This is a genomic window from Cypionkella aquatica (assembly GCF_030161095.1).
Lineage (GTDB): Bacteria > Pseudomonadota > Alphaproteobacteria > Rhodobacterales > Rhodobacteraceae > Cypionkella > Cypionkella aquatica.
In genome coordinates, this window is record NZ_BSPP01000004.1 from 482,375 (window position 1) to 504,183 (window position 21,809).

Here is a 21,809-nt window from a genome sequence, read left to right on the forward strand (position 1 = left end):
CGAGACGCCGGATGGACCTTTCTAAACTGCTGATACCGGGGGCTGTCCGGGTTCTTGGCCAACTCACCAGCAAAAAGCGCCTCTTCCAGGAATTGGGAGAGGTGACGTTTCAGGCTTATGGCCTGTCCTCGGCGATTGTCGTGGATGGTTTGCAGGAACGCGAAAGCCTTGGGCCAACGGGTGTGGGCAATGGCATCGCCTTGCCGCATGCTCGGCTTGAGGAAATCGACAAGATTTTCGGGGTTTTTATCCGGCTTGAAAAGTCACTCGACTACGAAAGCGTGGATCGCCAACCCGTTGACCTGGTGTTCGGGCTGTTTGCCCCGAAGGATTCCGGCGTGGAGCATCTGAAAGCGCTGGCGCAGGTGTCACGCACCATGCGCGATCCGGGCATCTGCGCCAAGCTGCGCGCCAATTCGGACCCGGCCAAGCTATACGCGATCCTGACGGAATCCCGCACGCCGCAGGTTGCGGCCTAGGGCTGCCAGTCACCAAAGCCAAAGGCTTCGTAATCGCGCCAATAGGCTTCGCGGGCGGCGGATTCTATATCCGGGCCGTAAAGCTGTGTCAGCGGATAGGGGTGCTTGTCGGCCACGGTGGGCAAAGCATGCGCCTCGATCCCAAGATCGGCGCAGAGATAGGCCAGCCCTTGGGCCAATTTATCCTCGCGCAGCAGCAGATCCGGGCTTTGCAGCTGCGCGAAGCCTTGAATCGTGGCGCCTTGCGACGCGATCTGAGCGACCACCCGCAGCTCTGTCCGGCCAGCCAGAACGTGCTTGATCAATTCAAGGAACACCAGAAAGCCTGCGCGAAACTCTTCAAATGTTTCAAAGGGCTTGCCCTTGGGCGGCAGCTGAAATTTATGCACCCGCTTCAGATAGGGGCGCAGTTCGGGCATCCATTCCTTGGCGGTGTAATCACACCACGCCGTATAAGCCCGCGCCAGTGGGTGCCGCAGCACGCTAAAGCTGCGCTGGCCGGGATGTGCGGCTTTCCATTTGCGCAAAGACTGCCGATCAAAGCTGGGCGACAGCGGGCCATAGCTTTGCAGCCACTTTTTCAACTGCGCCTCTGGCCCGGATTTGATCGGCATGAACAACAGGTCAGCCCCGTCCGACACCGCATATTGCGGCACGGCGGCCAGACGACGCGGCTCAAAGTTCGGCACATGGCTTTGATTGAACCAATCCACTGTTGCAAGGCCCTGCTGCATTTCCAGCGGGTTCGAGACCTTGGCCGAAATCGCTTCGGGGTTTTGCTTTTTGAAGCGGAAATCCAGCGACTCAAGCCGCGCGGGCGTCCCAAGATAGGCGGCTAGGCCGTTCAGCACATCCAGATCGCGAATGTCTTCATAATCAATGTAATAAGCGGTCTGTCCGGTGATTTGCAGCGCATGCACCAGCTTGCGTTGAAACTGTGCAAGCTGATCAATCCTGGCGTTGAATTCTTCGATCTCGAACCGCGGGCGGACGGTTTTCAGATGTTTGGTATTGGCCAGCCACCACTGATCGCTTTCCATCGCAATTTTCCAGCTGATAAAGCTTTCCAACTGATTGCGGGTCAGGATGATCTTGGCGCAGGCGCGATCCGCCATCACCAGATCAAACACCCGTGGGTCGTGATCCGAGAAATAGCGAAACCCCGCCATGCCCTTGGTCTGCGCCCGCATCGCGCGCAAAAAGCCGGCAGGGTCGGCATCGCGCCCGGCCATGTCGATGCCGAACATCTCTTGCTTGCCTTCGCCACCGATCAGATACGGGTTGAAGGATTCGCCATGGCAGGTGATGCCCGCAAGCGTGTTCAGATTGGCCTCAAGAAAGTTTGAGCCTGTGCGCATTTCCGCAAAGATCACGAACGAGGTGAAGGACGGCTTGGGGTCGGACAAATTACTTCACCAAATAGGGGCGGCCACGCCGCGAGGTCGAAGGGCGCGGATCGTCGCCAGCGGGAAAATCCCCCATCAGCACGGGCTGCATGCCCTGATTGCGCAGGTTTTGCAGAAACTGGCCAAAGCCAGTCAGATCGGCGAGACGCGGTGCTTCGCTTAGGCGGCGCATGGCGCGTGGGCTGATTTCATCGACGATGGTTTGCAGGGGTTCCATCGGGTTTTCGACAAATTCCGCCAGTGACCACGTCCGAACGCGGGCTTTCACCCAAGGCTTGCGCAATTCGGACAGAAACTCGGCTTCGATCTTTTGCAGACGAGCGGCCTCTTTGCGAATCTCGCCGAAATTGCGGTTGGAATGAAACAGCGGGATCGCCCAAGCCCCTGAAATCACGGAAATCTGCGCGTTGGGATCGCCTGCGATAAACTGCGCCAAAGCTTGGCTGTCTTCTGGTCCAAACTGAAAACATTGACGCTCGCCCCGGGTGTTCCAGATCAGATTTGTCAGAAACGAGGTGGGGTTATAGTCGCGGATCGCAGCGGAATCGCAGACAGCGCCATTGTAGATCTTTTCGCCACCGGCAAATTCAACCTTGGCTTCGGCGAAGATATGGCCATGCACGCGGGTGCCGGTGGCCTTGCCAAGCCAGATCTCAAAATTCTCAAACAGGTCAACAAAGCCTTCAAACACCGAATAGGGTGCTGCGGTGCGGCCATTTTCCCAATTTTCATTCGGATGGCGCGATTGCATGTAAAGCCCGGGGCGGCCCTTGGTGCGACGTTCAACCGCTTTGGCGAAAAGGCGGTCGATTTTGCCGGGGTTCGGCTCAGCCGCGGGCTGCGAGCCGGTGTCATCGGACAGGAATGTCTTGTAAAGCCGCCCCGCATGCGGCCAGATCTTGCGTGCAACAAAGCAATCCGACCGCCGCAGCAGTTGCAGATGATCGTCGTAAAAAATGTGCGGTTTGCCCTGAAAATCGAACTTTGACAGAGTGAGCGAGCGGCTTTCGACATTGGCTGAAACCTGCCGCACCAAGGTCTGAAAATAGCTTTCGTCCGGAATCCAGACGCGGCGGAAATAGCGGTCAATCTCGGCGCGATCGGGGTTTTCCAAGATGGCTGACAGGGTTTGCCGGGTCAGGCACCACCATTGGCTGCCCAGATGCGGCACGATACCCGCGGGGATGCGACGGCGAAAGCCAAGCCTGCGTTGCAGACGGACATAGCCATCAAACAAGCGGCGCTGTTTACGCCAACTGAAGGGAAAACGCAGAGTAAAGCGTTCAACATCAAGACCGCCGATGGTCCAACCAACATCCTCTGTCGTGACAGATTCGATGAAATCGGTACGCGGACGCTCAGTCAGATAGGCGATCATTTCTTCGACCGGGCGCAGCGGCAGGCATGACCCCGAAGCCAGATAGACGTGCCGCACCTGTGCAAAGTCGCGCAGCATGATCGTGCTGGCTTCCTGCGTTGCGGCGACGATGCCCCAAGTGCCCCATTCACAGGCATGACGGCCCGAAAACCTGATATTGGGCAGATCGGATAGCGCTTTGACCAAGCCGTCATAGGCGCGGCGTTTTACCCGGCGATCAACATGGATCACCACCGGACAATCGCGCACCGCCCAATGCCGCGCAACCTGTGCTGCGCGATCAAACGCGGTGTGGCACAGCATGACGACGCCGACGCTCATGCCCAATTGCCTTTCGACATCAGGCCGAGAATCTCAAGCTGGCGCCAGTTGATGTATTTCTCGCTCCATTTGCACCACAGGTCGGGCTGGGTGCTGATCCCGGCCCGGTAGGCACGATATTCGTGACTGTTGGCGTAATGCTGACGACGTTCCATCTCTTCCTCGGCCTTATGGGCAAAGGTATCGAGAAACTTGGCATGAAGAAGGCAACCAGATGCCTTTTCGCCACCCCATTCGTCATAAACCTGATTAAGCCCGCGTGGCAGCAGCATGTGGGTGGATGAGACATAGGCATAGTCGCGATCCCATTTCACCAAGGGGATCTTGTTCAGCGCGGGTGCGCGTTCGGGCAGATCTTGAAAGAACATCCGCAGCCGGGGGCCGCCTTGAATCCACAGATTGCCGAATTTTTTGTTGCGGTGGATGATGTAATTGCCGCTATCAAAATAGGGTGCGACTTCGAACGGGTCTTGGCCTTCGGCATAGGGGGCGGCATCGAACGGGCCTTTCGGATACATGTCGAGCAGCATCGCCGAGAATGATTTGATCGACGAAGCATCCAGCCAGTCGGTCAGCGCGCGCAGGGGCCGGGTATCGCAGAACGGATAGACGAAGAATTCGTCAGGATCGACGATCAGCGCCCAATGGCCGTGGGCATATTTGTTTTGCAGATAGTTCAGCCAATCCACCCCAAAGCGCGCGCGTTTGTAGCTGTGCTTTGTGGTCCAAAGTGAGACATCGGGCTGCGCTTGCAGATATTCGCGGCTGCCGTCGTCGCTGTCATTGTCCACGATAATGAAATGATTGACGCCCTGATTTCGGTAGTAGCGCAGGAAATACGGCAGCCTGATCCGTTCATTGCGCAGGGTCGAGAACAACAGGATATGATCGGGGGCAATCTGGTTGGTACGATCGACAACAGCCCGCAGTTCCCGCCGCTTGCGAAAAGCGCGGATACGCCAGCGTTTGCGCGCCAACCGCAGCATGTATCTTGAAAATACGCTCAACCCTCGACTTTCACTGACCCGCCATATGCTTTGAGCGGGGTATCACATCTGGCTTAACACAAGCTTGAAATGTTCCGCCCAGCTTGGTGGCTGCTGCACCTTTCTGTTTGTCACCTCGGCCTTGGTCAGCCGGGCGATTGTTTCCATCCAAGAATAACTGTCCGTGACGTCAAGGTAAACTGCGAACTCCCCCAGAAGCTCTTGAAATACCGCCAGATCCGAGCAGATCACCGGGGTTCCCAAGGCGGCAGCCTCGACAGCGGGGATACCAAAGCCTTCGGCATAGCTTGGAAAGAGCAAAGCTTGTGCGCCCTGCAACAGGAAGGCGACCTCGCCATCCGGCAAACCCGCGCGGTGCTGGATGGGGGAATCAGGCGGCAAGGCATCAAGGCGGGCGAACACTTCGACGTTCGACCAACCACGCCCGCCGATGATCAAAAGGCCCGGAGGATTGGGCATCTGCGCCCACAGGTCCAAGAGCAGCGCGTGATTCTTGCGCGGCTCGATGGTGCCAAGTGTCACGAAATACGGCTTGGCTGGGCGGCTTGTGGCGATGGGCTGGGCAACCGGCACGCCAAGATTGGCAGTGAGACCCGCAGGCACCCGGCCCAGATTGGCAAGTTGCGCCTCGGTCTGGGTGCGGGCGGATCGGGTGGTGTGGATTACCAAATCGGCATGGTTGGCAACAGCTTGCATCTTGCGGCGGAACGGCTCGACCGTATCGGGGCGGGCAAATTCGGGGTGATCCAGCGGGATGGTGTCATGCACCAGAACCGCGATTCTCAGGCCAGCAGCGCGGATCTGGGATAGACTGCGGCTGTCTAGATTGGCGTGGCCGGTGCTAAAATAGCTTGTGCCTTGCGGCAGATGACGCCTCAGCATCCGTGTCAGCCCGCGCTTGCTGCACCGTGCGATGGCGAGCCTGCGCAACGCGGCCTCGGCCCGGCCCCGCGCCGGATCACGCCGCCACGCAAGGCGGCCAATCAAATCGTTTTGGCCAATATCAAGGCTGCCCGCATGCAGCGAGGCCATTGCTGCGCGATCCAAAAGCAAAAAGCCCAGCGCTGTTCGCGCAAGGCCCATGCAAAGCGTATCCATTTGCAAAAATTGCCCAAGATAGGCGTATTCGACCCGGTCCACCCCGGTCATCGGCCCCTTGCCCAACCGCGACATCAGTCGCGTCAGGTCAAGCAGCCGTGCCGGAGCCACCGTTTACTGCGCCGCTTTTTGCAGCGCGATCATGTCGTTCAGGTAAGCGCCAAATTCTTCGCGCAGATCGGGGCGCGCAAGACCAAACGCCACGGTCGCCTGCAAGAAGCCCGCCTTCGAGCCGCAATCATACCGCTGACCGCGGAAGCGATAGCCGTAGACATTGCCTGCTTTGGTTTCTTCAGCAATCGCGTCGGTCAGCTGAATCTCACCGCCCGCACCCTGCTTCATTTTGTTCAGGTTGTTGAGAACCTTAGGCGTCAGGATATAACGCCCGATCACCGCAAGATTCGACGGCGCATCTTCTGCCTTTGGCTTTTCGACCATGCCTTTGGCTTTGACGATCGCGCCCATATCCTCGGCAATGTCCAGCACGCCATAGGACGACGCCTTGGCAGGCGGCACTTCCATCGCGGCAACCATATTGCCGCCGGTTTGCTCGTAAGCTTCCATCATCTGCTGCAGGCAGGGCTTTTCTGCCGCGATCACGTCATCGGGCAACAGCACGGCAAAAGGTTCATCCCCGATCAGACGGCGGGCGCACCACACAGCATGGCCCAAGCCCATCGGGCGGGTCTGGCGCAAATAAGCAATCGCGCCGGAATCCATGTTGGTTTCCTTCAAAATCTCAAGCAGGTCATCCTTGCCTGATTTACGCAGTGCGCTTTCCAATTCGGGGGAATGATCAAAGTAATCCTCAAGCGCCGATTTACCGCGCGAGGTCACGAAAATGAATTCCTTGATGCCAGCCGCGCGGGCTTCGTCAATCGCGTATTGGATCAAGGGCCGGTCCACCAGCGTCATGATCTCTTTCGGGATGGATTTGGTCGCGGGAAGAAATCGTGTGCCCATACCGGCAACCGGGAACACTGCTTTGGTGACTTTCTTAATCTTCATTTGCCCATTCTTTCGCGCTGCTCAAGCAGTCAATTGACGCCAGTTTAACGCACAACGCTTAACAGAACAATCTATCTACTTGTGCGTATATGCATTTGCATGACTCTGATAACACGCATTGGCCGCGCCGGTTCCGGGGAAAGTTTCAGATATTGTAGCGCGGCGGCAGGTTGGATCATTCCACTCGGCGATAGCGCGCAAGGCGGGCGGTCTCTGCGGCGACACGTTTGCGGAAAGTCCACCAGCGGAACCGGGGGCCGCTGCGGGTTGATTGTCCAAAAATGCCCCCGGTTTGCAGCCAATAGCCTTCGGACTGAAAGCTGAGTTTGTGCGGGCGGGCAGTGGGCGACAGCAGTAAGACCGTCGTGATGGCGGCCGTGTTTGCGCAGGCTTCGGCGACAAGGCGGCGCTTTTGCCAAAACCGTCCAGCGATGACTTTGCCACCGCGCGGGCCGGCTGCCAGCCGTTGCAGCGGCGTTGCGGTCGCCTGCAGAGGCAGCAGGCTGGACATAGGGCGGGCAAGACCGTCTGCCCAGCCCTGCGCAAGACTGGCAAGCAGCGCCAATTCGGCCTGCAAGTCGATGCGTCCATCGCGGCGGTGGTCGGCGATGCGGGCGGATTCGCGCAAGGACATGGCTTTGAGTGCTGAGGCAAAGTCTGCATCTGGGGCATGGCGACGCAGAAACATGGCGGTGCTGGCAGCGATGTCATAGAGGCTGAGTGGCACACGGTTGGCACTGCGGCGCGTGCTGGCAAGATAGCCGTGATGCACTTGCGCATTGGGGATAACTGCGGTCAATGCTGCCATCCGAAGGTTAACGTCTGCCTCGTCAAGATAGAACCGGTATGCCGGATCAAAGCCGCCCAGCGCCAACAAAGCATCACGGCGAAACGCGCAGTTGGTGCCTTGAGTTTTGACGGCGCGCTGCCCAGTGCCCTGATGAAGCGTGGGTTCAGTGATGTCTAGTGCGTGATCTTGGCCAAACCGATCAACCTCGCAGGCCTTCCATTGATAAGAAATGCCGTTGCGGCCCCGGATAAACCCGGTGCTTGCCGTCACGCGAGGATTCACAAAAGGCGCGGTCAATCGGGTCAGCCAAGTCGGTTCTGCCACCGCATCATCGTCGATGAACGCCACCACGGGTGCTGCCGCGACGCCCAGCCCGGCATTTCGCGCGGCGCTGATATTGGCCTCGTCAAAGCTGATGCATTTCAGCGGCAGCGGCATCGCCCGCACTTGGCGAATGGCGTCAGGATCTGCCACGATGATCAGTTCAAAATCCGGGTGATCCTGCTGGGTCAGAGCCACAATGCAGCGGATCAAAGCCGCCGCACGGTGACGGCTGACGACGATCACACTGGCGGTTTGTGGCGTCATCCGATCTGTGCCAATGCAGCCTCTATCATCCGAACATCAGAGGGGTTGTTCAACTCCCAGAATTGTCGACCTTTTGCTTGAACCTCGACGCAAAGCACCTGTTTGCCGTTTTCAAGGAAGCGCAACTGCTCCAACCCCTCAAGCGCTTCAAGCGGGCCGACGGGCCAAGTCGGATAGGCCGAAAGCGCTGCGGGGCGATAGGCATAGACGCCGACATGATGGAACACGGGGGTGGGCTCTGCATCGCCGTAGCTGCGCGAGGTAAAGGGGATCACCTCTTTTGAGAAATACAGCCCCCGCATTCCCGCGCCAAAAACCGCCGTGGTGCCGCCAACCCGCCCCGCCCGACGATCCGCCAGAAATCCATTCAAAGCCCGGCCATCGCAGCGCAGAACCGGGGTGGCAATGTCTGCATCAGGGACTGCGCGCAGGCCTGCGATCAGGTCTTCGACAAACCACGCGGGCGTCAGCGGCGCGTCGCCCTGCAGGTTCACAACCATATCAAAATCGGGCAGCGAAGCCGCGACTTCGGCGCAACGTTCGGTGCCATTCTGCGCCGCACTCGATGTCATCACCACCTCGGCACCAAACGCCAAAGCATGGTCACGGATGCGGTCATCGTCGGTCGCAACAACGACGCGGGCGACACCGCGCACCGCCATTGCAGCCTCCCAGCTGCGGCGGATCAGAGTCTTGTCGCCATCCGGGCCTTTGAGCGAAACCAAAGGCTTGCCCGGATAGCGCGTGCTGGCATAACGGGCGGGGATGGCGAGAAGCACGCTCATTTTTGCAACACCACACCGGGGGCGTAGGCGATGAAGAACGGGTTGCCCCAGCCCTGTTTGCCGTAAGCCAGCGGAGTGTGATCGTCAAAGCGCACCACATGACCGCCCGCACCGCGCAGCACAGCATCGCCAGCCGCAGTGTCCCATTCCATCGTGCGGCCGAGGCGAGGGTAAAGATCGGCCTCTCCGGTCGCCACAAGGCAGAATTTCAGGCTGGAGCCTGCCGATTTCATATCCTTGCAGGCGTATTTGGCGATGTATTCATCCGTCGCCGCATCGCGATGCGATTTTGAGGCCACCACCATCAGCGCCGCGTTGTCAGGTTTCGACACCGCAAGCTTGCTGACCGGCCCGGCGGTTTCCTTGGCGAAATCCCCCGTTTCTTCGACCGTCGTGCCATCAGCCAACGTATAGAACAGCCGCCCCTGCGCGGGCGCATAGACCACACCGCGCAACGGCACGCCGTTTTCGACATAAGCGATGTTCACGGTGAAATCGCCGCGCCGCTGCACGAATTCCTTGGTGCCATCCAGTGGATCCACGATCAGAAAGGTCGAGGCCGAAAGCGCGTGGCTGTCTGCCTGTTCTTCAGTGATCAGCACCACATCCGGGAACGCGGCGCGCAGGCCAGCCGAGATGATCGCATCGGCAGCCTCATCGGCCTCTGTCACCGGGCTGGCATCCGACTTAGACTTCACCGCGAAATCCGGGCCATTATAGACCAGCATGATGCGGTCGCCTGCCTCAAGTGCGAGACGGCGGATGACGGGGATCAGGTGGTCAAAGTTCATACGCTCTCCTGCAACACGACATCGTTTTGCCCTGTTGTTGATTATTACATGCAACGCCTTTATCATCGCTTGGAAAGGGAACAGCAAGATTTCCTGCGCTATAAAGGGCCCGGCCCGCTGATGAGGTTTCAGTAGATGTTTCGCACGCAAGTCAAACGAACCCATGTGACCAGTGCCTTTGGTATGCTGGAGCTGATTTTTCACGGCGCGGTTCGTCATGTGCGCAAGCAGCATGGCAATGCCGTGATCGGCCTGCTGATGAGCATTGTTCAATCTGTGCTGATGGTGGCGATCATGGTGTTCATGTTCGACCTTTTGGGCATGCGTGGCGCGGCGTTGCGCGGCGATTTCGTGCTTTATATCATGTCAGGCGTCTTCAACTTTGCCACCCATGCCAAGACCCTAAGTGCGGTGTCAAAATCTGATGGCCCAACCTCGGCGATGATGAAACATTCACCGATGAACACAATTGTGTCGATCTCATCGGCGGCTTTGGGGACGCTGTATCTGCAAACCCTGTCGGCTGGCGTGATTTTGTTCGTCTATCATGCGCTTTGGGTGCCGATCACGATTTATCAGCCGGTGCCGGTGATCGGAATTTACATGCTGTCCTGGGCGTCGGGGATCGGCGTCGGGATGATCTTCAAGGCCGCAACGCCTTGGCAGCCCGAGTTTTTCAGCATCGCCACCTCAATCTATGCCCGCGCCAATATGATCTTTTCGGGCAAGATGTTTCTGGCCAACACCATGCCTTCCAGCCGCCTGCATTATTACACATGGAACCCGCTGTTTCATTCTATCGACCAGACGCGCGGCTATATGTTTCAGAACTATCACCCGCATAACAGCTCGATTGAATATACAATCTGGGTGACATTCGCGCTGATCGTGATTGGCCTGATGGGTGAGAATTACACCCGAAAACACGCCTCGGCCAGCTGGAGCGCCGGTCGATGAAGGCGCTTTTGCTGTGCGCTTGGCTGCTGTGGCCAACAGTGGCTGCGGCGCAGGTTTTGCCCGCCCTGTATGATGTCGCGGGCGTGGCTGGCGATGATGTGCTGAACATCCGCGCAAATGCCGATGCTAGCAGTCCCGTTTTGGCAAGCCTGCCCGCCGATGCAACATCGGTTGAGGTTGTCGCCCTGAGCCCAGATGGCAAATGGGCGCAGCTGAATGCCGGAGAAAGCTCTGGCTGGGCGGCGCTGCGCTTTTTACAGCGCCAAGATCGCCCGGATTGGTTCACGCTGGAATACAGCCTGCAATGTTCTGGCACCGAACCTTTTTGGACCTTGTTCATCGAACCGCAAACCAAATCCGCCCATATCAACACCCCGGACGAAGAAGGCCCCGAGTTGGATATTGCGGCGCAATGGCCCGGCAACCCATCAAACCAAACCGCCGCCGTGCAATACAGCAGCGAAGATGCCGGCGGCATTGCTGTGCTGCGCGGACAAGCCTGTTCCGATGGCATGTCAGACCAAAACTTTGGCATTGCGCTGGATCTGTTCAAAGCGGCAAGCGCCAATCAGCCCGCGCAAACCTTGCATGGTTGCTGCAATCTAGCGCCCTAAGTGCCCTGAATCCGCCGTTAAATCCGAACCCGGCAATTTTTCCGATCATTCATTGGGTTTTCTGCCTCACGCAGCGCTTGCAGGGTCAAATCAGCCTGCCTATATACGCCCAGAAGCCGGGAACGGGCAGCAGCCCTTCCGGGTCTCATGGGATCGGGACGGAACGCCGCGACTTGGGTTCCGTGCCACAACATCGCCGAAGGAAAGGGACCTACCTCATGGCCAAAGTCATTGGGATTGACCTCGGGACGACCAACTCTTGCGTTGCCATCATGGACGGCTCGCAGCCCCGGATCATCGAAAACGCTGAAGGCGCGCGCACCACGCCGTCTATCGTCGCTTATACCGAGACCGAGCGTCTGGTTGGCCAAGCTGCCAAGCGGCAGGCTGTCACCAACGCCAGCAACACAATCTTCGCCGTCAAGCGTTTGATCGGCCGCCGTCATGACGATCCGGTGATCGTCAAAGACCAAAAGAACATGCCTTACAAGATCACCAACGGTGGCAATGGTGATGCTTGGGTTGAAGTGCGCGGTGAGAAATATTCTCCGGCGCAGGTTTCGGCTGTCATCCTGCAAAAGATGAAAGAAACCGCTGAAAGCTACTTGGGTGAAACCGTCACTCAGGCCGTGATCACCGTGCCCGCCTATTTCAACGACGCTCAGCGCCAAGCCACCAAAGACGCCGGCAAAATTGCTGGGCTTGAAGTGCTGCGCATCATCAACGAGCCGACCGCAGCCGCTTTGGCCTACGGTCTGGACAAAAAAGAAGCCCGCACCATCGCCGTGTATGACCTTGGCGGCGGCACGTTCGACATCACCATTCTGGAAATCGACGACGGTTTGTTCGAGGTGAAATCCACCAACGGCGACACCTTCCTTGGTGGTGAAGACTTCGACATGCGCATCGTCAATTACTTGGCGGACGAGTTCAAGAAAGAGCATGGCGTTGATCTGTCCTTGGACAAGATGGCACTGCAGCGTTTGAAAGAAGCGGCTGAAAAAGCCAAGATCGAGCTTTCGTCCAGCCAGCAGACTGAAATCAACCAGCCGTTCATCTCGATGGACAAGAACACCGGCCAGCCGCTGCACTTGGTGGTCAAGCTGACCCGCGCCAAGCTGGAAAGCTTGGTCGATGATCTGGTGAAAAAGTCGATGAAGCCCTGCGCTGCTGCGTTGAAAGACGCTGGCATCTCGATCGGAGACATTGACGAAGTGGTTCTGGTCGGCGGTATGACCCGCATGCCGCGCGTTCTGGAAGAAGTCACCAAATTCTTCGGCAAAGAGCCCCACAAGGGTGTGAACCCGGATGAAGTTGTGGCCGCTGGTGCTGCGATCCAAGCTGGCGTGCTGCAAGGCGACGTCAAAGACGTGGTTCTGCTCGACGTGACTCCGTTGTCGCTCGGGATTGAAACTTTGGGTGGCGTGTTCACCCGCCTGATCGACCGCAACACCACGATCCCGACGAAGAAGAGCCAAGTGTTCTCGACTGCCGAAGACAACCAGAACGCTGTGACCATCCGCGTGTTCCAAGGCGAACGCGAAATGGCTGCCGACAACAAGATGCTGGGTCAGTTCAACCTTGAATCGATCCCGCCAGCTCCGCGTGGTCTGCCGCAGATCGAAGTCACCTTTGACATCGACGCCAACGGCATCGTCTCGGTGAAAGCCAAAGACAAAGGCACCAACAAAGAGCAAGCGATCACCATTCAAGCCTCGGGCGGTCTGTCCGACGAGGATATCGAGAAAATGGTCCGCGACGCCGAAGCCAATGCCGAGGCTGACAAAGAGCGTAAAGAGCAAGTTGAGGCGAAGAATCAGGCCGAAAGCCTGCTACATTCGACCAAACGCTCGCTGGCAGAGCACTCTGACAAGGTTGATCCTTCGACAGTTGAAGTGATCGAACTGGCCATGTCGGCGCTGGAAGATGCCTTGGCGTCTGAAAATGCTGGCAAGATCAAAGGCGGCATCCAAAACCTGACAGAAGCGGCGATGAAGCTGGGCGAGGCGATCTATAAAGCCTCGGCAGATCAGGCCGAAGGCAAGGATGAGGATGATCAGCGCGGCGTGGATGAAGACATCATTGACGCAGACTTCGAGGATCTCGGGAACAACAAGCGGAAGTAAGCCGCCAGGAACGAAAACAGGGCGGCCCAGCTAAGGGCCGCCCTGCCGCGTTCCCGTGAAGGGGTTTTGCAATGGCAAAGCGCGATTATTACGACATCTTGGGTGCCTCAAAAGGCGCTTCCGCCGAAGATTTGAAGAAGGCCTACCGGGTGAAAGCCAAAGAGCTTCACCCCGACCGCAATTCCGACAATCCCAACGCCGAAGCCCAGTTCAAAGAGTTGAACGAAGCCTATGAGGTGATGAAGGACGCTGACAAGAAGGCGGCTTACGATCGCTATGGCCACGCGGCCTTTGAAGGCGGTATGGGCGGCGGCGGGCAGCGTGGCGGCTATGCGGGCGGCAATGGCGATTTCGCTTCAGCCTTCTCGGACGTTTTTGAAGATCTGTTTGGCAATTTTGCCGGGGGCCGAGGTGGCGGCGGGCGTAGCCGTGCGCAACGCGGGTCTGACCTGCGCTACAATCTGCGCGTCAGCATGGAAGAAGCCTTTTCGGGCGTTCAGAAAACCATCAACGTGCCCACCTCTGTCACCTGTGACATTTGCCACGGCACCGGGGCCGAAGGCGGCGCAGAACCTGTGACTTGCCCGACCTGTTCGGGCATGGGCAAAGTCCGCGCGCAGCAAGGCTTCTTTACGGTCGAACGGACCTGCCCAACCTGTAACGGCGCAGGGCAAATGGTGAAAAACCCCTGCAAAGCCTGCGCAGGCCATGGTCGAGTCGAAAAAGACCGTTCGCTGTCAGTCAACATCCCGGCGGGCGTTGAAACCGGCACCCGTATCCGTTTGGCGGGCGAAGGCGAAGCTGGCATGCGCGGCGGGCCATCCGGTGATCTTTACATCTTTATTGAGATGAAAGAGCACGCGATCTTCCAGCGTGACAGCGTGCATCTGTTCTGCCGCGTGCCGATCACGCTGGCCACCGCGGCCTTGGGGGGTGAGATCGAAGTGCCCACCATTGACGGCGGCAAAAGCCGGGTGAAAGTGCCTGCGGGCGCGCAAACCGGCAAGCAGATGCGTTTGCGGTCCAAGGGGATGCCAGCTTTGCGCGGCGGTGGCTCCGGCGATATGGTGATCGAACTGGCGGTGGAAACGCCTGTCAATCTGACCGCGCGTCAGAAAGAAATCCTGCGAGAATTTGACACTTTGGCGACCGACAATAACCCGGAAGGGTCGTCGTTCTTCTCGAAGGTCAAAGGCTTTTGGGATGGAATGAAAAGCTGAATAAAGGCGGGCAGCAATGCCCGCCTATTTCTTTACATCAACGGGGCTAGACGTGCCGCGCGCCGTGATGCCAGACTGCGCCAAGCTGGCCGCTTGCATCCAGATGCACCAGATTAGCCAGCCGCCCTGCCCCCAGATGCCCATGCTGCGCCGATGCACCAATCACCTGTGCGGGGATCGACGTCGCCATCGCCAAAGCCCGCGCGGGCGCAATACCGACGGTTTCGACCATCACCTGAACCGCCTGCGCAAGGCTTAGATCAGCTCCGGCCAAAGTGCCATCCTGCAACGTCAAACGCCCGCCATGCCGCCGCACCAGCCGACCATTCAGCGTGATCTCTTGCAGATCAGACCCGGCAAAGGCCATGCAATCCGAGACCAGAAACAACCCCGAAGCCTTGGCCGCCAGTGCGATTTGCAGCACCGCCGGGCTGACATGGATACCGTCTGCGATCAGGCCCGCCGCGTGGTTTTGCGACAAGACAGCGCCAACCAGACCGGGCTCGCGGTTGCCGATCTGGCTCATCGCGTTGAACAGATGCGTGGCGCAATGCGCGCCTGCGTCCATTGCGCCACGGGCGACGGTATAGCTGCAATCGCTGTGGCCCAAGCTGACCACGACCCCTGCCGCCGTCAAAGCAGCAATCTGTGCCGGGCTGGCATTTTCGGGCGCAAGCGTCAGCATCAGCGCGGGCAAAGCGGCGGCGGCAGCACACAGTTGCGCCACATCCTGCGCCGTCATTGGTCGGATCAAAGCCGGATCATGCGCGCCGTGGCGACGCGGATCCAGATGCGGGCCTTCTAGATGCAGGCCCAGAAAACCGGGGGTTTTCGCGCGGGTGGCGGCAATCCCGGCGGCGATGACTTGTGCCGTCGCCGCTGGCGTGTCGGTGATCAGCGTCGGCAGGATCCCCGCGCAACCCAGCGAGATATGCGCGGCACAGATGCGCTGCAGCGCTGCCAGATCGGTGCTGCCATCCACCATCAGCCCACCGCCGCCATTGACCTGCAAATCCAGAAAAGCCGGGGCAAGCGTCCCGCCAGACAGTGTCACGCGGTCGCCGATCAGATCGGGGCTGTCGGGCTGCACAGCGACGATTTCGCCCGCCTCTATCACCACAACATGGCCGCTCAGCAGGTTCTCCCCATCGAAAACCTGCGCACCTGAAAGCACTTGCCGGGGAAGCATCGCCGCGCTCATACGGTTTCCGTGACTTTGCGCAGATGTGGCGGTGTGTCTGGGTCAAAGCCACGACGGCGGGCCAAAGCCTCGATAAAGCCATAAAAGCCGACGATCAGCGTGAGCGGCGCGACCAAGGGATGCAGGCCCGCGACCGAAGGCAGGGTGGTCGCGCCCGGCACCGCTGCGCCGGTTAAGAACACCTCGGCACCTTGACTGGCCAGCCGCTCGGTGGTGGCGATCAATTGCGACAGGGCGGCATCTTCGACGCCCAGTGCGAACACTGGGAAATGCGCCTGCACGATGGCTGATGGGCCATGCAACACCTCTGCTGCCGAATAGGATTCAGCATGCAGACCGCAGGTTTCCTTGAACTTCAGCGCGGCTTCATTGGCGATAGCAAAGGCCGGGCCACGCCCCAGCACATACAGCGATTGCGCGCGCGACAGCCGATCCGCCAGTGGCGACCAATCCAGCGACAAGGCTTGGGCGAACGAATCGGGCAGATCGGTCACAGCCGCGCGTAAGGCGTTGTCCTGCCGCCATTCGGCCAACAACGAAAGCCCCGCCACGGCCGAGCTGACAAAAGTTTTCGTAGCGGCCACACTTTGCTCGACCCCGGCTTGCAACGGCAGGCAATGGTCGGAATTGGCGGCCATGGGCGAGTCGGCAAAATTGGTAATCGCCACCGTCATGGCGCCAGAAGCTCCGGCAGAGCGCATCATCTCGACAATATCCGGGCTGCGGCCCGATTGCGAAATACCCAGACAGGCGGCGCCATTCAGCCGCAGTTTCGCACCATAGATTGAGGCAATAGATGGCCCGACCGAGGCGACCGGCACCCCCGCCGCAAGCTCGATGCAATACTTCAGATAAGTCGCGGCATGGTCAGACGACCCCCGCGCCACCGTCACGATCAGGCCGGGATCGCGGGCGCGCAACGCCGCCGCTGCGGCCTGCACTGCAGGGCCAGATTGCGCCAGAAACCGCGCTGCGGCCTGCGGGATTTCGGCCACCTCTTGCGCCATAAAGCTGTCGGTCACGCTATATTCCTTTCGCCATCGGGTGCGAGTTTCAGTTCAACGGCAAAATCATAGGCATCGCTACGGTAAATCGAGCGGGTAAACTCGACCACACGCCCCGACGCCAGATATGAAATCCGCTCTATTTTCAGACAGGCTGCGCCTTGATTGACGCCCAGCAATTCGGCATCGCGCTGGCCAAGATTGGCCGCCGAAATCCGCTGCACCGCGCGCACCGGGCGCAAGCCGCGCTGATCCAGCACCGCATAAAGCGAAGTGCTGACAGACTCTGGGTCGGGCAGCAGAGCCCTGGACAAAGCCGCTCGTTCGATCGCCAGCGGCTGGCCATCGGTGCAGCGCACCCGTTCTAACCGGGCGACGCGGTCATCGGTGCCAAGCCCCAGCGCCATCATTTCCTCGGGGGCGGGCAAGAATAAGGCGCGGCACAGCCAGATTGATTGTGCCTGTCTGCCGCGCCGCGCCATATCATCGGTGAAAGAGGTCAGCTGCGACAGCGCTTGTTCCAGCCGCACGACTGGCTGCGCTACAAAAGTGCCAGAACCGCGCCGCTGCACCAGCGCGCCCGAGGCCACCAGTGACTGAATAGCCTTGCGCACCGTTACCCGTGACAGCCCGGTCAGCAGCGCCAGATCGCGTTCTGCAGGCAGACTGTCACCGGGGCAAAGCTTGCCGCTGGTGATCGCGTCATCAATGCGGCGGTGCAGTTGCAGATACAATGGGCCGATGCCGGATTTGGTGAAATCATCTTGGATGAACAGCTGGTTCATGGCTCGACCCCGATCTGGCATGCCAGCCAAAGTGCGCCATCGACGCCGCTGCCCAAGGCCGGGGCGATCTGCCAGCGGTCAGCAAAATGCGGCGCAATCTGCGTGCCGATACCGCCCAGAAACACCACCGGAACCGCCGGGTTCGGCTGCAAAAGGGCGATATACTGGGCGATGTCAGCCTCGGCCTGTGCCATCAGTGCCCCGGCGGCAGGATCATCCGAGCCCACAACACGGCGAGCGAAATTTGCGAAATCGACGGCACGCGCGCTGAAGCCAAAGCTGATGATGCCGTCATCGCCGCCAAGTTCGGCCCGCACCGATTTCAGCAGCGGTGTGATCTCGGCCAGCCCATCACCCGCACGCAGGCAGGCCGACAGCAATGCCCGCCCTAACCACGCGCCGCTGCCTTCGTCGCCCAAAACCCAGCCGCGCCCGCCGATGCGATGTGCAACGCCGCCCAACTGCCGCACGAACACCGAACCCGTGCCAACAGCGGCGACAATGCCATCACCATCACGCAAAGCGCCTTTCAGCGCGATAAACGCATCGGTTTCGACCCGCAGTGCTGTGAACGGCAGGCCCGCGCGCAACCGCGCCACGCTGGGCGTAAAATTGGCTCCAGCCAACCCCATCACCACCCGCAACCGCGGCAATTCGGCGGCGGCCGACGCACCGACAACCTGCTTCATCGCATCCGTTGCGACCGCCAAAAGATTGCGTATAGCTGCATCGGGGTCCGAGGCGATGTTGGCCGGACCAGCTTCGGCACGGGCAATAATCCGGCCATCGCCGCCCGCAACAGCCGCGCGGCATCCCGTTCCGCCCCCGTCAATTCCCAGAAACAGCTGCATCATGATTCCTCTTACCCATAAGATACCAAAATAATACCAAATAGAAAGTGGTATCTGAGCTTGCCATATAATTTGGCGATTTCCCGATGAAAATGCAGATAACTGCGGTTGATGCAGATGATCCTTTACAATTGGTATTATTTTGGCATTATTTCTGAAAAGAGGGAATCAGATGGCAGATCGCAAGACCGAGACGTTACACCCAAGTTCAGCCGGGCTGCATCTTGCCCCGGCGGCAGAGGTGTTGTCTCGGCTGCTGGATGCGCAATTGGCCGCGATTGCCACCATCCGCCCGATCCTGCCCGCCCTGATGACTGCTGCCGACGCGGCGGCGACGGCGCTGCAATCGGGTGGCAAGATGGGCTATGCCGGGGCCGGTTCTTCGGGGCTGATGGCGCTGGCGGATTGTCTGGAATTGTGGGGCACTTTTGGCATTGCAACAGATCGCACGCCGATGTTGTTTGCCGGCGGCAGTGCCGCACTGATCAAACTGACTGGCGCGGTTGAGGATGATCCGGCGCTGGCCGTCGCTGATCTGGCCGCGGCACAGATTGGCGCGGGGGATGTGGTGATCTGTGTCTCGGCCTCGGGGACCACGCCTTATACGATGGCGGTGGCGCAGGGGGCGAAAGCCAAAGGTGCGCAAGTGATCGGCTTGGCCAATGCGGCAGGGTCTGCGCTGTTGGATCTGGCCGATTTCCCGGTGCTGCTGGACACTGGCCCCGAACTTGTTGCCGGATCAACCCGGATGGCGGCAGCCTCGGCGCAAAAGATTGCGATGAATATGCTGTCGGTGCTGGTCGGAATTCGGCTTGGCCATGTGCATGATGGGTATATGGTCAATCTGGTGGCTGACAATGCCAAGCTGGTGGGCCGTGCGGTGGGCATCGTCGCGGCTGTGTCGGGGCAGGATGGCCAAACGGCTACGGCGGCACTGCACGCAGCCAGTGGCGCGGTGAAGCCGGCCATATTGATCGCTTTGGGGGCCAGCCATGCCGAAGCGCAGACGAGGTTACAGGCCAGCGGCGGGCATTTGTCCGCAGCCTTGGCGGATGGAGTGGCAAGATAACGACACCGGGCGCAGTGCCCGACAACAGGGAGACAAAAATGACGGCCAATAAAAAAACCACTGGCACGACCAAGACTAGCATGACGAACACCGGAAAAACGCTGCGGATCGCTTTTCTGACCAGCACGATGCTGGCAGGCATGGCGCATGCTGAAGATGTGACGCTGAATATCGAATCCTGGCGCAATGACGATTTGACGATCTGGCAAGAACAGCTGATCCCAGCGTTTGAGGCAGGCCATCCCGGCATCAAGATCAACTTCGCGCCCTCTGCCCCAGCAGAATACAACGCGGTGCTGAACTCGAAACTCGATGCAGGCTCTGCCGGTGATCTGATCACCTGCCGCCCGTTCGATGCCTCGCTTGATCTTTATAACAAGGGACAGATCACCGATCTGACCTCGCTTGCAGCGATGGCTAATTTCTCGTCGGTGGCAAAATCGGCATGGCAGACCGACGACGGTGCTGCGACCTTCTGCATGCCGATGGCCTCGGTGATCCACGGCTTTATCTACAACAAGGATGCATTTGACGCGCTTGGCATCGCGGTGCCGACGACTGAGGATGAATTCTTTGCGGCCCTCGACAAGATCAAGGCCGATGGCACCTATATCCCGATGGCGATGGGCACCAATGATCAATGGGAAGCCGCGACGATGGGCTATCAGAACATTGGCCCGAACTATTGGAAGGGTGAAGAAGGCCGCCTTGCTCTGATCAAAGGCGAGCAAAAACTGACCGACCCGGATTGGGTGACCCCATATGCGACGTTGGCGCGCTGGAAGGATTATCTGGGCGACGGTTTTGAAGCGCAAACCTATCCTGACAGCCAGAACCTGTTCACCTTGGGTCGCGCTGCCATCTATCCGGCAGGGTCGTGGGAGATCGCAGGCTTCAACGCGCAGGCGGGCTTCAAGATGGGCGCATTCGCGCCGCCAGTCGTGAAGGCGGGGGATGAGTGCTATATCTCGGATCACACCGATATCGGCATGGGCATCAACGCGAAATCCGCGCATCCTGAAGAAGCCAAAGCGTTTCTAGAATGGGTCGGCTCGCCCGAGTTTGCGACGCTTTATGCCAACGCTTTGCCCGGGTTCTTCTCGTTGAACTCGACCCCGGTTGCGATGAAGGACCCGCTGGCGCAGGAGTTTGTCAGCTGGCGCGATAAGTGCAAATCGACGATCCGCTCGACCTATCAGATCTTGTCGCGCGGCACGCCGAACCTTGAGAATGAGACCTGGAACGCCTCGGCTGCGGCGATCAAAGGCACTGAGACGCCAGAAGCCATTGGCGCACGTTTGGAAGCAGGGCTTGCGTCCTGGTATAAACCCACCAAGTGATCACGTCTGGGCGGCCCCGATCTGGGGCCGCCTTTCGTCCGCTTGTCCCCCCTAGATTTCTCGGAGGTTCGCATGGCTGCCAAGTCATTCCGTTGGCATATCCCGGTGTTTCTGGCGCCTGCGGTGCTGGTTTATACTGCGATCATGATCATCCCGTTGTTCGGCACGCTGAACTTGTCGCTATATAATCTGGATGGGCAGAACCGGATTTTTGTCGGGCTTGCGAATTTTAAAACCCTGTTTGGTGATCCGCGTTGGTCGGCGTCGTTCTGGAACGCGCTTGGCAACAATGCGTGGTTTTTCATTGTGCATATGCTGGTGCAAAACCCGATCGGGGTTCTGCTGGCCGCGATCTTGTCCAGCCCGCGGCTGCGCATGGCCGCATTCTACCGCACGGCAATTTTCGTGCCAGCCATCCTTAGCTTTGTGATCGTGGGCTTCGTGTGGAAGCTGATCCTGTCGCCGATCTGGGGGATTGCGCCGGGGATGTTGGATTGGGTCGGGTTAAAATCCTTGTATTTGCCGTGGCTCGGCAAGGAAGCCTACGCGCTGACCACGCTGGCGCTGGTGTCGGTCTGGCAATTTGTCGGAATTCCGATGATGCTGATTTACGCAGCCCTGCTGAACATCCCGCAAGAGGTGCTTGAGGCCGCCGAGATGGACGGCATTACCGGATCAAGCCAGTTCTGGAAGATCAAACTGCCGCTGATCCTGCCCTCTATCGGAATTATCTCGATCCTGACATTCGTGGGTAATTTCAATGCGTTCGACCTGATCTATGTATCCCAAGGCGCGCTGGCCGGGCCGGATTTCGCCACCGATATTCTGGGCACTTTCCTGTACCGCACCTTCTTTGGCTTTCAGTTGCAACTGGGCGATCCGCATATGGGGGCAACGATTGCGACGGCGATGTTTGGCATCATTCTGATCGGCGTCTGCATTTATCTGTTTGCCATCCAGACGCGGCTGCGCCGCTATCAGTTTTAAGGGG

General features: G+C 59.0%; 20 protein-coding genes. 8 read left to right on the forward strand and 12 right to left on the reverse strand.

Annotated elements, in window-relative coordinates; translation table 11 throughout:
• The first annotated feature begins 11 nt into the window (after positions 1–11).
• On the forward strand, positions 12–479 hold the full coding sequence (locus QQJ98_RS05775; protein ID WP_284324373.1) for a PTS sugar transporter subunit IIA: 468 nt from the start codon (positions 12–14) through the stop codon (positions 477–479).
• On the opposite strand, the gene QQJ98_RS05780 is transcribed toward QQJ98_RS05775, so the two are convergent.
• The 8 genes from QQJ98_RS05780 to cysQ form a co-directional block, all read right to left on the reverse strand.
• Positions 476–1,885, reverse strand: a complete 1,410-nt coding sequence (locus QQJ98_RS05780; RefSeq protein ID WP_284324374.1) for a nodulation protein NodH — start codon at positions 1,883–1,885, stop codon at positions 476–478. The two genes, QQJ98_RS05775 and QQJ98_RS05780, sit on opposite strands and share 4 nt — an antisense overlap.
• 1 nt (position 1,886) lies before the next feature.
• Positions 1,887–3,584 carry a DUF5927 domain-containing protein gene (locus tag QQJ98_RS05785; protein WP_284324375.1) on the reverse strand — a complete coding sequence of 566 codons (1,698 nt, stop codon included), beginning with the start codon at positions 3,582–3,584 and terminating at the stop codon, positions 1,887–1,889.
• Positions 3,581–4,570, reverse strand: a complete 990-nt coding sequence (locus QQJ98_RS05790) for a glycosyltransferase family 2 protein (RefSeq protein ID WP_284324607.1) — start codon at positions 4,568–4,570, stop codon at positions 3,581–3,583. Before QQJ98_RS05790 ends, QQJ98_RS05785 begins: the two co-directional genes overlap by 4 nt.
• A 63-nt stretch (positions 4,571–4,633) precedes the next feature.
• Complete coding sequence (locus tag QQJ98_RS05795; protein ID WP_284324376.1) at positions 4,634–5,800, reverse strand: glycosyltransferase family 4 protein; 1,167 nt, start codon at positions 5,798–5,800, stop codon at positions 4,634–4,636.
• A 3-nt stretch (positions 5,801–5,803) separates the two neighbouring features.
• The gene (galU, locus tag QQJ98_RS05800; protein WP_284324377.1) at positions 5,804–6,697 is read right to left on the reverse strand and encodes a UTP--glucose-1-phosphate uridylyltransferase GalU; all 894 of its coding nucleotides are present in this window, start codon (positions 6,695–6,697) and stop codon (positions 5,804–5,806) included.
• A 175-nt stretch (positions 6,698–6,872) separates the two neighbouring features.
• On the reverse strand, positions 6,873–8,075 hold the full coding sequence (locus tag QQJ98_RS05805; protein ID WP_284324378.1) for a glycosyltransferase family 2 protein: 1,203 nt from the start codon (positions 8,073–8,075) through the stop codon (positions 6,873–6,875).
• Positions 8,072–8,860 (reverse strand): 3-deoxy-manno-octulosonate cytidylyltransferase, encoded by a 789-nt coding sequence (locus tag QQJ98_RS05810; RefSeq protein ID WP_284324379.1) that lies wholly within the window; start codon positions 8,858–8,860, stop codon positions 8,072–8,074. The genes QQJ98_RS05805 and QQJ98_RS05810 overlap by 4 nt, the downstream gene beginning before the upstream one ends.
• Positions 8,857–9,651 carry a 3'(2'),5'-bisphosphate nucleotidase CysQ gene (gene cysQ / locus QQJ98_RS05815; protein ID WP_284324380.1) on the reverse strand — a complete coding sequence of 265 codons (795 nt, stop codon included), beginning with the start codon at positions 9,649–9,651 and terminating at the stop codon, positions 8,857–8,859. The genes QQJ98_RS05810 and cysQ overlap by 4 nt, the downstream gene beginning before the upstream one ends.
• Positions 9,652–9,786: 135 nt before the next feature.
• On the opposite strand from cysQ, the gene QQJ98_RS05820 reads away from it, so the two are divergent.
• From QQJ98_RS05820 to dnaJ, 4 genes are all read left to right on the forward strand, one after another.
• A complete protein-coding gene (locus tag QQJ98_RS05820; protein WP_284324381.1) occupies positions 9,787–10,608 on the forward strand; it encodes an ABC transporter permease in 822 nt (273 codons plus the stop codon).
• Positions 10,605–11,222: an SH3 domain-containing protein gene (locus tag QQJ98_RS05825; RefSeq protein ID WP_284324382.1), complete on the forward strand. Its 618-nt coding sequence runs from the start codon at positions 10,605–10,607 to the stop codon at positions 11,220–11,222. Before QQJ98_RS05820 ends, QQJ98_RS05825 begins: the two co-directional genes overlap by 4 nt.
• A 218-nt stretch (positions 11,223–11,440) precedes the next feature.
• Entirely contained in the window at positions 11,441–13,348 is a 1,908-nt protein-coding gene (dnaK, locus tag QQJ98_RS05830) for a molecular chaperone DnaK (RefSeq protein WP_284324383.1), read from the forward strand.
• Between the two features lie 71 nt (positions 13,349–13,419).
• Entirely contained in the window at positions 13,420–14,568 is a 1,149-nt protein-coding gene (gene dnaJ / locus QQJ98_RS05835) for a molecular chaperone DnaJ (protein WP_284324384.1), read from the forward strand.
• 46 nt (positions 14,569–14,614) lie between these two features.
• Here the strand turns inward: dnaJ and nagA are convergent, their stop codons facing one another.
• Genes nagA through QQJ98_RS05855 form a run of 4 tightly spaced genes read right to left on the reverse strand, consistent with a single transcriptional unit; the run spans position 14,615 to position 18,412 of the window.
• Positions 14,615–15,769 carry an N-acetylglucosamine-6-phosphate deacetylase gene (gene nagA / locus QQJ98_RS05840; protein WP_284324385.1) on the reverse strand — a complete coding sequence of 385 codons (1,155 nt, stop codon included), beginning with the start codon at positions 15,767–15,769 and terminating at the stop codon, positions 14,615–14,617.
• Positions 15,766–16,776, reverse strand: a complete 1,011-nt coding sequence (locus QQJ98_RS05845) for an SIS domain-containing protein (protein ID WP_431307798.1) — start codon at positions 16,774–16,776, stop codon at positions 15,766–15,768. The genes nagA and QQJ98_RS05845 overlap by 4 nt, the downstream gene beginning before the upstream one ends.
• A gap of 11 nt (positions 16,777–16,787) precedes the next feature.
• Complete coding sequence (locus tag QQJ98_RS05850) at positions 16,788–17,558, reverse strand: GntR family transcriptional regulator (RefSeq protein ID WP_284324387.1); 771 nt, start codon at positions 17,556–17,558, stop codon at positions 16,788–16,790.
• Positions 17,555–18,412: a glucosamine kinase nucleotide-binding domain-containing protein gene (locus QQJ98_RS05855; protein WP_284324388.1), complete on the reverse strand. Its 858-nt coding sequence runs from the start codon at positions 18,410–18,412 to the stop codon at positions 17,555–17,557. Before QQJ98_RS05855 ends, QQJ98_RS05850 begins: the two co-directional genes overlap by 4 nt.
• Positions 18,413–18,581: 169 nt before the next feature.
• Between QQJ98_RS05855 and QQJ98_RS05860 the strand changes: the two genes are divergently transcribed.
• The 3 genes from QQJ98_RS05860 to QQJ98_RS05870 all read left to right on the forward strand — a co-directional run bounded on the left by QQJ98_RS05860 (position 18,582) and on the right by QQJ98_RS05870 (position 21,805).
• Positions 18,582–19,478: an N-acetylmuramic acid 6-phosphate etherase gene (locus QQJ98_RS05860; RefSeq protein ID WP_284324389.1), complete on the forward strand. Its 897-nt coding sequence runs from the start codon at positions 18,582–18,584 to the stop codon at positions 19,476–19,478.
• Positions 19,479–19,558: 80 nt separating this feature from the next.
• Entirely contained in the window at positions 19,559–20,818 is a 1,260-nt protein-coding gene (locus QQJ98_RS05865) for an ABC transporter substrate-binding protein (protein ID WP_284324608.1), read from the forward strand.
• Positions 20,819–20,890: 72 nt separating this feature from the next.
• Positions 20,891–21,805, forward strand: a complete 915-nt coding sequence (locus QQJ98_RS05870; RefSeq protein ID WP_284324390.1) for a carbohydrate ABC transporter permease — start codon at positions 20,891–20,893, stop codon at positions 21,803–21,805.
• Positions 21,806–21,809 lie beyond the last annotated feature (4 nt).

Bases quoted from the DNA above. Each gene is read 5' to 3' on its own strand.
- QQJ98_RS05790 (WP_284324607.1), bottom strand. From the start codon at position 4,570: ATGCTGCGGTTGGCGCGCAAACGCTGGCGTATCCGCGCTTTTCGCAAG.
- QQJ98_RS05810 (WP_284324379.1), bottom strand. From the start codon at position 8,860: ATGAGCGTGCTTCTCGCCATCCCCGCCCGTTATGCCAGCACGCGCTAT.
- QQJ98_RS05805 (WP_284324378.1), bottom strand. From the start codon at position 8,075: ATGACGCCACAAACCGCCAGTGTGATCGTCGTCAGCCGTCACCGTGCG.
- QQJ98_RS05860 (WP_284324389.1), top strand. From the start codon at position 18,582: ATGGCAGATCGCAAGACCGAGACGTTACACCCAAGTTCAGCCGGGCTG.
- QQJ98_RS05865 (WP_284324608.1), top strand. From the start codon at position 19,559: ATGACGAACACCGGAAAAACGCTGCGGATCGCTTTTCTGACCAGCACG.
- QQJ98_RS05825 (WP_284324382.1), top strand. From the start codon at position 10,605: ATGAAGGCGCTTTTGCTGTGCGCTTGGCTGCTGTGGCCAACAGTGGCT.
- QQJ98_RS05845 (WP_431307798.1), bottom strand. From the start codon at position 16,776: ATGGCGCAAGAGGTGGCCGAAATCCCGCAGGCCGCAGCGCGGTTTCTG.
- QQJ98_RS05785 (WP_284324375.1), bottom strand. From the start codon at position 3,584: ATGAGCGTCGGCGTCGTCATGCTGTGCCACACCGCGTTTGATCGCGCA.
- galU (WP_284324377.1), bottom strand. From the start codon at position 6,697: ATGAAGATTAAGAAAGTCACCAAAGCAGTGTTCCCGGTTGCCGGTATG.
- QQJ98_RS05775 (WP_284324373.1), top strand. From the start codon at position 12: ATGGACCTTTCTAAACTGCTGATACCGGGGGCTGTCCGGGTTCTTGGC.
- nagA (WP_284324385.1), bottom strand. From the start codon at position 15,769: ATGAGCGCGGCGATGCTTCCCCGGCAAGTGCTTTCAGGTGCGCAGGTT.
- QQJ98_RS05820 (WP_284324381.1), top strand. From the start codon at position 9,787: ATGTTTCGCACGCAAGTCAAACGAACCCATGTGACCAGTGCCTTTGGT.
- QQJ98_RS05855 (WP_284324388.1), bottom strand. From the start codon at position 18,412: ATGATGCAGCTGTTTCTGGGAATTGACGGGGGCGGAACGGGATGCCGC.
- QQJ98_RS05870 (WP_284324390.1), top strand. From the start codon at position 20,891: ATGGCTGCCAAGTCATTCCGTTGGCATATCCCGGTGTTTCTGGCGCCT.
- dnaK (WP_284324383.1), top strand. From the start codon at position 11,441: ATGGCCAAAGTCATTGGGATTGACCTCGGGACGACCAACTCTTGCGTT.
- QQJ98_RS05850 (WP_284324387.1), bottom strand. From the start codon at position 17,558: ATGAACCAGCTGTTCATCCAAGATGATTTCACCAAATCCGGCATCGGC.
- cysQ (WP_284324380.1), bottom strand. From the start codon at position 9,651: ATGAACTTTGACCACCTGATCCCCGTCATCCGCCGTCTCGCACTTGAG.
- dnaJ (WP_284324384.1), top strand. From the start codon at position 13,420: ATGGCAAAGCGCGATTATTACGACATCTTGGGTGCCTCAAAAGGCGCT.